Source organism: Paenibacillus swuensis (assembly GCF_001644605.1).
Classification (GTDB): domain Bacteria; phylum Bacillota; class Bacilli; order Paenibacillales; family DY6; genus Paenibacillus_N; species Paenibacillus_N swuensis.
Window position 1 is genome coordinate 151,843 of record NZ_CP011388.1, and the last position, 12,830, is coordinate 164,672.

The 12,830-nt window shown below is 50.5% G+C and carries 12 protein-coding genes and 1 riboswitch; of the genes, 6 read left to right on the plus strand and 6 right to left on the minus strand.

Going from position 1 to position 12,830, the window contains the following annotated elements; genetic code table 11:
* The first annotated feature begins 20 nt into the window (after positions 1–20).
* Entirely contained in the window at positions 21–3,341 is a 3,321-nt protein-coding gene (locus SY83_RS00885) for a CARDB domain-containing protein (RefSeq protein ID WP_068603399.1), read from the plus strand.
* 147 nt (positions 3,342–3,488) lie between these two features.
* Here the strand turns inward: SY83_RS00885 and SY83_RS00890 are convergent, their stop codons facing one another.
* The 3 genes from SY83_RS00890 to SY83_RS00900 form a co-directional block, all read right to left on the minus strand.
* Complete coding sequence (locus SY83_RS00890; RefSeq protein WP_068603401.1) at positions 3,489–4,121, minus strand: MBL fold metallo-hydrolase; 633 nt, start codon at positions 4,119–4,121, stop codon at positions 3,489–3,491.
* Between the two features lie 3 nt (positions 4,122–4,124).
* Positions 4,125–4,691 carry a thioredoxin family protein gene (locus SY83_RS00895; protein ID WP_068603403.1) on the minus strand — a complete coding sequence of 189 codons (567 nt, stop codon included), beginning with the start codon at positions 4,689–4,691 and terminating at the stop codon, positions 4,125–4,127.
* A 91-nt stretch (positions 4,692–4,782) separates the two neighbouring features.
* Positions 4,783–5,385 (minus strand): undecaprenyl phosphate transporter UptA, encoded by a 603-nt coding sequence (locus SY83_RS00900; RefSeq protein WP_068603405.1) that lies wholly within the window; start codon positions 5,383–5,385, stop codon positions 4,783–4,785.
* A 125-nt stretch (positions 5,386–5,510) separates the two neighbouring features.
* On the opposite strand from SY83_RS00900, the gene SY83_RS00905 reads away from it, so the two are divergent.
* Positions 5,511–5,972, plus strand: coding sequence for a cupredoxin domain-containing protein (locus tag SY83_RS00905; protein WP_068603406.1), 462 nt, complete (start codon positions 5,511–5,513; stop codon positions 5,970–5,972).
* 79 nt (positions 5,973–6,051) lie between these two features.
* Positions 6,052–6,363 carry a dehydrogenase gene (locus tag SY83_RS00910; RefSeq protein ID WP_068603407.1) on the plus strand — a complete coding sequence of 104 codons (312 nt, stop codon included), beginning with the start codon at positions 6,052–6,054 and terminating at the stop codon, positions 6,361–6,363.
* Between the two features lie 160 nt (positions 6,364–6,523).
* Here the strand turns inward: SY83_RS00910 and SY83_RS00915 are convergent, their stop codons facing one another.
* Together SY83_RS00915 and SY83_RS00920 are read right to left on the minus strand one after the other, a co-directional pair.
* Entirely contained in the window at positions 6,524–6,883 is a 360-nt protein-coding gene (locus SY83_RS00915; RefSeq protein WP_082882231.1) for a hypothetical protein, read from the minus strand.
* A gap of 88 nt (positions 6,884–6,971) precedes the next feature.
* A complete protein-coding gene (locus SY83_RS00920; protein ID WP_068603409.1) occupies positions 6,972–9,059 on the minus strand; it encodes an O-antigen ligase family protein in 2,088 nt (695 codons plus the stop codon).
* Here SY83_RS00920 and SY83_RS00925 point away from each other — a divergent pair.
* Positions 9,050–9,706: a DNA-3-methyladenine glycosylase gene (locus tag SY83_RS00925; protein WP_231891339.1), complete on the plus strand. Its 657-nt coding sequence runs from the start codon at positions 9,050–9,052 to the stop codon at positions 9,704–9,706. The genes SY83_RS00920 and SY83_RS00925 overlap by 10 nt on opposite strands.
* A 71-nt stretch (positions 9,707–9,777) precedes the next feature.
* Here the strand turns inward: SY83_RS00925 and SY83_RS00930 are convergent, their stop codons facing one another.
* Complete coding sequence (locus SY83_RS00930; protein WP_068603414.1) at positions 9,778–10,470, minus strand: PilZ domain-containing protein; 693 nt, start codon at positions 10,468–10,470, stop codon at positions 9,778–9,780.
* 100 nt (positions 10,471–10,570) lie between these two features.
* A riboswitch (cyclic di-GMP riboswitch) is annotated at positions 10,571–10,665 on the minus strand.
* A 183-nt stretch (positions 10,666–10,848) separates the two neighbouring features.
* On the opposite strand from SY83_RS00930, the gene SY83_RS00935 reads away from it, so the two are divergent.
* On the plus strand, positions 10,849–11,355 hold the full coding sequence (locus SY83_RS00935; RefSeq protein ID WP_231891340.1) for a GNAT family N-acetyltransferase: 507 nt from the start codon (positions 10,849–10,851) through the stop codon (positions 11,353–11,355).
* A gap of 76 nt (positions 11,356–11,431) precedes the next feature.
* Positions 11,432–12,772, plus strand: coding sequence for a DUF2252 domain-containing protein (locus tag SY83_RS00940; protein WP_068603416.1), 1,341 nt, complete (start codon positions 11,432–11,434; stop codon positions 12,770–12,772).
* Positions 12,773–12,830 lie beyond the last annotated feature (58 nt).

Below are 12,830 nucleotides of genomic sequence, written 5' to 3' on the forward strand. Positions count from 1 at the left end.
ACATTTTGAGGAGGAATATAATGCGTAACAAGTTCGTAGTCTGGTCACTTGTATTCACCATGCTTATCAGTAGCTTATTCCTGTCCATCGGAACTCCAGCAACCGTTTCAGCCGCCGGCGGAACAAATCTGACATTGGGTAAAAATATAACGGCAAGCGGTCAATCCCAAACGTACGGACCAAACAACATTAAAGACAGCAATCAAGGCACTTACTGGGAAAGCACCAATAACGCCTTTCCTCAATGGATTCAAGTCGATCTGGGTACGAACACCAGCATAGACCAAGTGGTTCTGAAGCTTCCCGCAGGATGGGAAGCGCGAACCCAAACGTTAGCGGTACAAGGCAGCCAGGACGGCTCCGCCTTCACCGATATTGTCGGTTCTAAAGGCTATGTGTTCAATCCGACAGTGAATGGCAACGGCGTCACGATAAACTTTACCTCAATCAGCACACGCTTTGTCCGTCTCCAAGTAACGGGTAACACGGGCTGGCCGGCTGCACAGTTAGCCGAATTTGAAATTTACGGCACAGGCGGCACTCCGCCCACAACAGGCATGTATCAGGCAGAATCTGCCGCATTATCCGGCGGGGCCAAAGTGAATACCGATCACGTCGGCTTCTCGGGCACCGGCTTTGTAGACGGCTATTGGAGCCTGGGCGCGACAACGGCCTTTACGGTTAATGTGCCGGAGTCCGGCAGCCATGGCGTAACACTAAAGTACGCCAATGCCGGCGGGAATACAGCGTCAGTCAGCATTTACGTCAACGGCTCAAAGATTCGTCAAACCTTGCTGCCTAATCTTGCGAACTGGGATACGTGGAGCACCAAGGCCGAGACGCTGATTCTGAACGCGGGCAACAACACCGTTGCTTACAAATACGATTCCGGAGACAACGGCAACATCAACCTTGACCAAATTGTAGTCGAGCCGGTCACAACCGCCCCGAGCCCAGACCTTACCATTACGGGATTGTCATGGTCACCGTCCTCTCCGGTCGAATCCAGCTCCATTACACTGAACGCGACAGTCAAGAACAACGGATCCGCCGGTTCCGCCGCCACTACGGTTAACTTTTATCTCAATAATACGTTGGCTGGCACAGCTCCGGTAACTGCACTTGCAGCTGGCGCTTCGGCGACCGTTTCGCTGAATGCGGGAACGAAATCCGCAGGAACTTACACTGTCAGCGCAAAGGTAGATGAAAATAATACGATCGTCGAGCAGAACGACTCAAACAACAGCTACACGAACTCGTCATCGCTCAACGTCAATGCTGTTGCCAGCGCGGATTTGACAGGTACCGTTTCCTGGTCACCGGGAAATCCTGTGGCCAATAGTGCCGTAACCTTTACGGTAAACCTAAAAAACCAAGGCAACCTGTCTTCGGCAAGCGGTTCGCACGGAATTACAGTAGCTCTCAAAAATTCGACCGGCTCCACAGTTCAAACCTTGAACGGAGCCTATAACGGCACGCTGGCTGCCGGAGCATCGGTCAATGTGGTAATGCCGGGGACATGGACAGCGGTCAACGGCAGCTACACGGTAACCACAACTGTAGCGGCGGATGTAAACGAGGTAACAGCCAAGCAAGGGAATAATGTAAGCACTGCCAATTTAGCCGTTTATTCCTCCCGCGGGGCAAGTATGCCCTACAAACGGTATGACACCGAAGATGCAACACGAGGAGGAGGCGCCACAATTCAGTCCGCACCGACCTTCGATCAAGCACTGACGGCTTCGGAAGCTTCCGGGCAACGCTATATTGCGCTTCCATCAAACGGCTCCTATCTTCAATGGACGGTCAGACAAGGAGAAGGCGGCGCAGGTGTAACGATGAGGTTTACTATGCCTGACTCCGCAAGCGGAATGGGATTAAACGGGGCGCTTGACGTATACGTGAACGGCACCAAGGCCAAAACCGTATCGTTAACGTCGTATTACAGCTGGCAATATTTCAACAGTGATCATCCGGCTGATGCTCCTGGCGGCGGTCGTCCGCTCTTCAGATTCGACGAAGTACACTGGAAATTGGATACACCTCTTCAGAGCGGAGACACCATCCGTATTCAAAAGAACAATGGCGACACCCTGGAATATGGTGTGGATTTTATTGAAATCGAGCCCGTTCCTATCGCCATTGCCCGTCCGAGCAACTCCATATCCGTAGCGGATCACGGCGCTGTTCCGAATGACGGAGGGGATGATCTTGCGGCGTTTGATGCTGCTGTATTGGCAGCCGTCGCATCGAGCAAGACTCTCTATATCCCGGCAGGGACGTTCCACTTGGGCAATATGTGGAAAGTTGGTTCTGTCAGTAAAATGATAGACGACATTACGATTGTAGGGGCGGGTGTCTGGCATACAAATCTGCAGTTCACCAATGCCAGTGCGGCCTCCGGAGGCATTTCGCTGCGTGTTAAAGGTAAGCTTGATTTCAGTCATATCTATATGAATTCCAATCTACGGTCCAGGTATGATCAAAATGCGATCTATAAAGGATTTATGGATAACTTCGGATCCAAATCCAAAGTACACAACGTATGGGTTGAACACTTTGAATGCGGTTTCTGGGTAGGGGATTACGCCCATACTCCGGCTATCATAGCTAATGAATTAATTATTGAAAACAGCCGCATCCGTAATAACCTTGCCGATGGGATCAACTTCGCCCAAGGCACCAGCAATTCAAGCGTACTTAACAGCAGTGTGCGGAATAACGGTGACGACGGCCTGGCCGTATGGACCAGTAATGTCAACGGTGCGCCGGCCGGAGTGAACAACACGTTCTCCTTCAACACCATCGAAAATAACTGGCGTGCGGCAGCAATTGCATTCTTCGGAGGAAGCGGACATAAAGCTACGCATAACATGATTATTGACACGGTAGGCGGATCCGGATTCAGAATGAATACCGTGTTCCCCGGATACCACTTCCAGAACAATACGGGTATTCTCGTTTCGGATACTACCATGATTAACAGCGGTACCAGTAAAGACTTGTACAACGGAGAACGCGGGGCCATTGATCTGGAGGCTTCCAACGGTTCGATCAAGAACGTAACGTTTACGAACATCGATATCCTTAATACACAACGCAGCGCTGTCCAGTTTGGATATGGAGGCGGATTTGAGAACATCGTGTTTAACAACATTAACATTAACGGTACAGGGCTTGACGGCATTCAAACTTCCCGTTTCTCTTCCCCGCATCCAGGGGCGGCGATTTACACTTACACGGGTAACGGTGCCGCAACATTCAACAACTTAACGACCAGCAATATTGCTCATCCCAATAAATATTTCATTCAGAGCGGATTTAACTTGATTATCCAGTAAGGATTTTTATGAGGTCCAAAGAATAAAACAGGATACCTCCCCCTCATCCCCGGGGAAAGGTATCCTGTTTTTCAGAAAAATAAAAGAGCATCAGCTGCCCTAAACGCGAGGCAGCTAATGCTCCTTCTTCTGTAGTTTTCCATATATTTATCGAATGTACGGATTATTGTCTTTCTCGGACTTGATGGTCGTCCGCGGACCATGTCCGGGGTAAACCGTGACGTCGTCCGGAAGTGTAAACAGTTTCCCCCGGATGCTGTTATACAACTCGCGCTCGCTGCCGCCGGGTAAATCCGTGCGTCCGACGGACATTCGAAACAGCACATCCCCGCCAAACAAATGCTTGCCGTGCAACAAACTGCAGCTCCCCGGGGAATGACCCGGTGTATGCATAACCCGGAACGTCTCACCCAGCAACACCAGCTTCTGACCTTCATCCAAGGCATACTCGGCGGGATCTGTTGAAATGGGCGGTCCCAGGTCGGACCAGCGCAGAGAGCCGTTCAGCTCCGGATCCGTTAACCACTCCGCCTCCGCATCATGCAGATACACCGGGCAGCCTTTAAGTTTGCGGATTTCATCCACACCGGCAATATGATCCAGATGCGCGTGTGTTAAAACAATCGCTTCAATGTCGATATGTTCAATCCGCTTGATCAGCGATTTAGGGTTCATTCCCGGATCAATGATAAAACCCTTGGTTCCCTCGGAATCGGTTATGAGATATGCATTTGTTTGGAAAGGGCCTAAGGTGAATGTCTCAATTTTCAAAGTTGTCATAGTTTAGAACGAAGCCAACAAATCGCGCATCTCTTTCACAATGACGGTTTGATAGCCTGTGCCCTCTCCGTATTCCTTCATCATATCTGCGCGCGCCACAGCAATTTTCTCCTGATAGTCCGCCGCGTCACGATCGGGGTTGTGCTTCTTGAATTCATTCATAATCGCTTGCACTTTAGCAGGGCGAGGTCCCCACGTACCCAATACATATCCTCCGGTATCCGCAAAGATAACGACCGGTATCGCGCGTCCTCCGCCCGTCAGAAATTGATCCATTGTATCCAGATGATCTTCCATGATCAACACTTCTACCGGAATACCGGAGTTCTCCAAGGCCCGGAATATGACCGGTACGTTACGCACCACATCTCCGCACCATTCCGCCATGAGAATCAAACACCGTAGATCATCACGGTTATTCATAGATTCATAGAATTCACGATCGTCCTCATTAGCCCAGACGAAATTGTTGTGCCATTCTGTGAAAGCCTCTTTATTCTTCTCCATGCCCGCTATGAATTGTTGCGGGGTGATGCCTTTGCCTAATTTGTCCGCTACGGTTTTACTCATATGTAACACTCCTTATTCGGTCCATAGTCCATGCTAGATGTATTCCGTTCCATTATATCAGATCCCGTCAGGCAGCCCTAATATAAGCGGCTTAACCTTGAACACGCTTGGACTGACGCCATTTGTACAGAAAGAATACCGCCATCAAGAGAACAGCCACAATCAAGATCGGCGTAATATAAGCGCCCGCCTTCTCTTCCACATGTTCCCATTGATCCCCCAGGGTGTATCCTAAATACACAAACAAAATGGACCACGGAATGACGGCCAGTGTCGTCAGAAACGTGAACTTGCCCAAAGGCATCTTGGCAATCCCGGCCGGAACCGAAATCGCGTGACGTACGACAGGAATAAAGCGCGCTGTAAAAATAACGCCCGTCCCGTATTTCTCGAACCACGCTTCCGACATGTCAATCTGTTTCTTGTTGATGAGAATATATTTACCGAACTTTTCGAGAAACGGTCTGCCTCCGTATCGTCCAATCCAGTAAACGAAGATTTGGGCAATGACTCCGCCAATAGTCCCGAATATAACCGCGCCCAAAAATGAAACCTTCCCCTGGGCCACTAAATAACCGCCGAACGCCAATACGATTTCACTCGGAATCACTTCGATCATTAAGCCTAGCATGATTCCCCAAGCCCCAAGCGATTCTACCCATAACAGCAAGTTACTAACTAGATCATGCAGCATCCGGTTCTCCCAACTCCTCTATGTATAATCCCCACTATTCTATCATAAGCTGACAAGCCTGTGCATAGACATGTTGTATCAATGACTCCGGTAGGAGATTACAGAACGTGAATGGAGGCGTGACGATGTCTAAATTTTTTGTGGTGACCAAAAGACAGCTTCAGCTTGTGCTACTTTCCGGGATGATGGTCGTAGCCGCAACGATGTATTTAAATCTGCATAAAAGCAATGCTTTGGAGGAACCCGTAACGACCGGATCCAAGGAAGCGGAACGGACTATACATATTGTGACAGGGGAATATAAGTCCACGTCGGCTGACGGGAAAGAGATCGAAGCTTATACGTTTCACCCGGGTACGGTGTATGTGGGTAAGGGAGAAGCGGTCAACTTATCCTTCTATGGGGTCAACGGCGGCAGTCATCCCTTCATTATTGAAGGCACTAACATCAAGAGTGAAGTGAGAAAAGGCAAGGAGACCGTTGTGAGGTTCCAAACCGAACAGGAAGGCACGTACCGCATCGTCTGTCTTACCCATCCCGAATCGGGACCCAGCGCGCCGATGATCGGCTATATCATAGTGGATTAAATCACAGCCTTTCCTGGATTCGGTAGCCTACCGCCCCCTCTCTGCATAATCTATTGCAGAGAGGAGCGGGTGATGAACGATGCAGCAACATAATGAAAAGCATAAGGCCACCTTGCCGACGGCGCGGAAAATACGCAGGGCATGCAATAAAGAATTATACCGTGCGGTCAAACGGTTAAAGAAGTATATCCCGGAAGCCAAATTGGCGGAAGGTGAAGATCTTTATTTCAAAAAGGTCATGTTGAATCTGGTGTGGGTCCATGAGAACAGCAGCAATCGAAAGCTCCTTGCGGATTGGTGGGATGAGAACGTTTGCCCGGAGCTGTCCGCGCTTTGGGAAGTGGATCCCGCTCCGTTAAGCCGGGCCTTCCGGGAAGCGTTCGGCGGATAAGTTATGTAAAATAACCTCGATCGAGGCCTCCCAGGATGAGCGACCGCGTTTATAGGTTGGTTATTATGCCAATTGGATAGCGTGTTTTCGAGGACGAAAACATATACGTTCCAATGTGGTAAAGTAAAGACCGCTCCCAAAGGGGCGGTCTTGATGTGTTTTAGCCGATAATGCCGAATACTTCGACCCGAGCCGGAACCGTTCTCGTTCTGAACACGACGCCGTTCGAATCTACGGCTTGCAGCGTATAGCTAACACGTGTTAAAGCGTCAATAGTACTAAAACGCGCAACACCGTAACGATCGAACTGGGTGACTGCAACCACTTGACCGTTGCGAATCAATCTTGCTCTGAACCCGGCTGTGTCAAACGGATTTCCGTTCTGCTGCAGCCATACAATCGTTAATCTGGAAAACCGCTGACTGGCTACTTTGCTGAGGACTTTCCCCCCGGATACAACCTTGCGGAGAACTTTACCTTTGACCATCGGATCTTTCAACTTCGGTTTAACTCCTGGCATGAACTTCACTCCTTATACGCATTCTCATAAATACAGTATGCGTGCAGGAATGTCAGTGCTTGGACAGATTACCACGGCTGAGACCCGTTTATTCAGGTATCGGCAACTGAAACCGGGTTGCTGTGCGGATTGCGGCCTCTCTCGCCCGCTCTGTCAGGAAGAAGAGACGGTCATTCTTCTTCTCGGGGTCCGCTTGCCTTGCCCGGGCAGCGAATGCCTCATAGGCATCAAGAGATCGCACGGCATAATCCCGAGCAACTTCGGCTTCTCCCCTCTGTCCGGCCTGCAAAGCCGCTTCATACCAGAGCTGAATGAGTTGCTCCTGCTTTCTTTTGTCATAGGGGTCAGACTCTACTGCCGTTTGCCATTCCCCTTCCGCCGCCTCCATCTGACCTAATGCCGAATAAGCAATGCCCAACTGCCAATGCAACTCCGGATTACGGGGCTCATAGCGAAGGCCTTCTTTCAGCAACGGGATGGCTTTACGCTTAGGCAGCCGCTCCGCAAGAGCAAGCCTGTCGTCCGCAGAATAGGGATACAGACGCAACGCCGTTTGCCGCTGGTTGAGACCGGGTTCACCGCCCGCACCCCCTGACCGATTCGCAAGCGGATTGGAACTGTTCCACCATCTCACGGCTTGGGTTGGAAGGCTCTCACCCGGAACGGCGGAAATGACAAACCTGGCCGCATCCATCCGCACGGAATAGAATATTCCGGCAGAAAGGAGCAGGAGTAAAGCAAAGGTGGCTCTTTTTTGCCATGGGAATGAGAAGTGTTCTGCAGCGTTGTGGTTGCGGGGTAAGCTCAAGTTATCGGTCCCGCCTAAGGCGATCCATAGGAATGACAATATCCAGAAAAAACCGTAGGACATATCAAAATCAACGGCGCTATGCGCAAACAAGACGGCCAGCGGCGCCAGCAGCATGGAATGCCGCCTGGCCACCCGAACGGCAAACAGAAGTAACATGACTATGAACAACAGGCCCCCAACCGTCCCGGTGTCCATCCAGATATCCAGATATCCGCTGTGAACCTCAGATCCTACGTATGGGTTGCTTTGGTAGGACGTGTATAACTTCCCCCAGCTGTTGCCGCCCGAGCCTGCCCAAGGAGACTCGCTGATAATGGTCATAGCATCATTGTAAAACTGTGCGCGCGCATTCGCCGTTTCGTAATGACCGCTCACTCGTTCGGTTGTGGTAGCCGGTATGATGAAACTGAACAGCAGCATACCTAAAGCTATAACCGCGCTTGAACCGAGATAGACAACCCTGTTCATAGAAAGTCGTACAATTAAAGGGATAATCATACTTAGGATAATACTGATGACGATCAGGCTGTAAATTCCCGGAAACGACGTTGGGCCGGATTGTATAGAGGATACGATCGTAAAGTGAGCGATACCTGCCGCACATAAGACCAAGACCGATAGTAAAGCATAATTGAACTTGACGGCTTTGGCGATGCAAATCCAACCGGCCATCCATCCTATACCGATGGCGATCCAGGCTCCTCTGGATTCAGTCAGCAGGATTGCCGTGGCATATGGAACTAAAGGGATGGCTTGAAGCCAAATTCGCAAGTAGGTTGTGGACCGCGCTTGACCGGAGGATGGACTGACAATACCTCCCATTGTATACAACAGATAGGCCCCCATCACCGCCCCGAACATATTCGCATATTGAAAATAACCGGATAACCTTAAGCCTAAAGCGGATAATCGCTCGTCGGAGGCGTGCTGTACAATCTCGGGATAGTCCAATAGTCCGTAAAACCCTGACCATGCGCCGGCCAAAATAAATAAGCCGGATGCGGTCAAAATGTGATTTAACACCGCTCTATGATGTGACCGATGCTGAATATAAAGAACACATAACCACAGAAAGCAGCCATAGGCTGTCCATCTTAAAGCTTCGTGGATGGTGCCTCCGACCGATGCCGGATTCATAAAGGTTGACACGGTGTAAAATAAGGCCATGCTGAATGGAAGGAGCGCCCAACCGGAGGTTCGGATCCAAAGAAGTCTTGTGGTTATCGCATAAACGAGGCATACCGCCGCAAAGCCAAAGAGGACCCACTGCAACGTATAGAAATCTTTATCGAAAAAAAGGCCGCGGCGAAAGGCCGATAACATGCAAACTAAACCTATCAAGAGAGCTAACCAGGATGATTTCATCGTTTCGTTCCCCGCTTCCTTCTAGTCACTTCATAGTATCAGGAAAATGCAGGGAATTCTATTCCAAAGGGGGTTTAGAGATGGAACGCGCATTTTATGAGCGGCATACGGTTACCGTGGCCCAAGATCTCATCGGCTGCCTACTGATTCGCAGAGGCTTCTCAGGGCTTGAGGACATCGTGGTCCGCATTACGGAGACGGAAGCGTACCGGGGAGCGGACGACCCGGCAAGCCATGCTCACCGCGGCGTGACGCCGAGGAACCGCCTGATGTTCGGACAAGCCGGGCATCTGTACGTGTACCTCTCGTACGGGATGCACTATTGCATGAACATCGTGACCGAGGGCGAAGGCGAGCCCGGCGCCGTGCTGCTGCGCGGAGCGGAAGTCGTCCAGGGGCTGGAGCTCGTCCGAGCGAACCGCCCCGGCGTGCGGGACGCGCAGCTGCTGAACGGTCCGGGCAAGCTCACGAAGGGGCTTGCCCTGGATCTCGCATACAACGGGTACGATGTATGCGGTGGTTTCGGCGGCGGCGAGCTCGAGCTGCTCCCGCCGCCGACAGGGATGCGACCCCTTCCCCTGAAGGAAACCGGTCGCATCGGGATCTCCAAAGGCCAGGCTATGCCCTGGCGCTTTGTCGAGGGTTGAGGGAGGCGGCTTGGGGGAACCGGCGCCGCCCGAAACAGGAAAGACCGGCTAATCGCCGGCCGGTCTGTTCCCTATTCCTCTGCTGCTTTCGAGGCATCATCTTTCTTCTTCGAGAAATAAGTCACGGTCTGTGTCTTGACGATAAAGGCACGGATGGCACTCGTCTGCTCCGAGGTTAAAGATAACATGCGCACCCCGTAATAATGACCTTGGCCGATAAATTCACAGCGGATGATTTCGACTCTGCAGGTCAGCGGGAAGCCGATATCCACTCGGACACTCATCTGGGAGCCAACGGGAATCGGCTCATAAGCGTAAACCGCCAGCCCCATCCCGCTCAAGCTGATATTCTTCAGACTTAAAGCAATCGGCTCATTGTCGGGATTGTCTTTCGATGCGTGATCCCTTAACAAGATACCCTTGCAATCTACTTGTACACGTGTGGTTTCACGTTGTTCCTTGAATTTCTTCCGGTTGTCCGGCGGGTTCAGCACCATGATCGCCCCTCGGTCTTTAGCTACAACCATGGTATGAAACACATAAATCCCTGCTTTCGAATATACGGTCAACTTCACAGGTTTCCCGAGATCAAACAGCTTATATTCCGCGATTTCAACCTCAATAACGTCCCCTTCGGCATAGGTGAGGATCCCGGTGGATACGAAATCTTCTTTCTCCACAACGGTCTTGCACTGCAATAAGACGGAAGCGGCAATACTCGTCTGGTAGTTCATCTTCTTAGCTAAGTTGCTGTTCGTATACATCTCTCCACACCGCCTTGTTCTCCAAATTTGTACATTTTTCGGCAACAAAAAAGACCGCATCCTCCAACAGACACAGCCTTTAGGCTTGTAGGAAAGGATTTTCGGTAGCCAGGCTGCCATCGTTACAACTCGCGTTGTAACCTTAGACCCTAAGCTTTGCGTCCTTACTTTTCAATAAGTTTGCCGTTATCGAATACTTAAGCACTATGTTATTAAACGATATCATACCGTATTTTGACAATTTTCGCAATAGACCGCTGCTCGCATTTAGTTCTAATGTACTATGCTTTAACAAAATATTAAAATAAGCAAAGAATCCCCTTAACATTCGGATGCTACTATGAACACATAGCTTGTTTGCATAAGAGGAGGCTTACCGTGGAAGTGGTGACGATCAGCCAAGCGCGGAGAAATGATTTCCAGGAAATGATTCAGCTTGCGGATCTAACTTTGCCGGACCGCATGAATCAGCATGAGCTCAAAAAATATTTCGAGTTGTTTCCCGATCTGATTTTTAAAGCAACCCATCAAGGACAATTAATCGGCTTCTGTTGCGCCGGCATTGATATGTATCATACAACGGGCTGGCTTCTTTTTAGTAATGTGCACTCGGAATTTCAAGGTAAGGGCATCGGCAAGCGTTTCATTGAGGCGCGACTGGAAGCTCTCCGGAAATTCGAACGTCTCCAATCCGTACAAGTAACGGTCAGCGACGGAAACATCCCTTCGATTCGCGCCCTCTCGGCGCATGGATTTCGGCATCGCAACACCGAAGCGGACTACTACGGTACCGGCAAGCACCGCAGTATTTATGAGCTCTCCTTGTGCTCCTGGGATTTCCAACCCCGGTTCGCTTATCCCATGCCCCTGGTTGATATGAAGTAGTGGGGCAATTCTGCTGATCTGTTCCAGTTGTGGTAAAATACTCTTATTCTAGTTGATTCCGAGGAGTGTTGTACCTTTGAAAAGTTTGTATTCACCGGAGCGCATCAAAACTACACATCACCTTCTACGTACACATACGATTACAACGGTATTGAACGAATTCGATCAAGAAATCATGAAGCTGTCACCGGATAAACGCCGGGAGAAATACGCCAAAATGACCGAAAGCGTCTTCCGTTTCTTTCGCGGAAGCGCTTATTTGTTTTATTTTGACGTGACGCGGATTCCCTTCACCTTTCATACTCCGGACGACCGGCCGACCTGGATTCAGGGGGATCTCCACTTTGAGAATTTTGGCGCTTTCCTGGACGAAGACCGCGAAATTGTTTATGACGTCAATGATTTTGACGAAGGATACCTCGGTTCCTATCTGTATGACGTGTTGCGTATGTCCGTCAGTATTGTGCTGGTTGCGGAGCTGCGGGGGTTTGATCCCGAGGATTGCCGGGAAGCCGTCGAAACGTATCTCAAGTCTTATTATAAGCAGATTCGACGCTTTGCCGAGGGCAAAGAAGATCCTACTCGCATTCGCTACACGGAAGATGAGACAACGGGCGTTATCCGTAAGCTGTTGAAGAAGTTGAATAAGCGCAGCGTTACCCACCTGCTGGACGGGGTTACGGATGTTGCCGACAATCACCGCCGCTTCAAGAGCACATCCGAGCTGGAGTCGGTGGGAGAGGACCAGCGGGCTTTGTTAACCTCCGCATGGACGGAATATTATTCTTCTTTAGATGCACAGTTGAAAAAAGAGGAAGGCTTCTACGGCATCAAGGATGTTGTCGTGAAGCATGCTTCGGGAACCGCTTCAATCGGCCTCGATCGCTACTATATGCTGATTGAGGGCGGACGTGAACACGGAGCGCTGGACGACCTCGTGCTGGAGGCGAAGGAAGTGCGCGCCCCTGTTCCGGCTTACTTCCTGCCGCACAACGATCAGTTCTGGACACTCTTCCCTCATCAAGGCAAACGTGTCATCATGACCCAGCGGGCCATGCATCATAAAGCCGATCCTTTTCTTGGCCATTTCACACTTGGCGGCGATCATTATTATGTCCGGGAACGGTCGCCTTATAAGAAACGGGTAAAGCTCGAGGCGATTGAGACGATGGATGATTTGACGACCATGGTAAAGACAATGGGCCAAATTACGGCAAAGATGCATGCCCGCGCGGATCGGGATACGGAGCATACCCTGATGCCTTACCATAGCGAGGAAGAAATTGTCCGTGCAATCGGTAAGGATGATGAAGCATTCGTCAGTCAGCTTTCATTCGCCGCGCTTACTTATGCAAAGCAGGTGCACAGCGATTATGAGATATTCTGCAAATGGACAGCGACTTCTGATCCAACCTGAACGCGATCTGTTAGCCAAAACTGCGAAGGCCGCCCCTGACGGGACGGCCTTTCTTCAT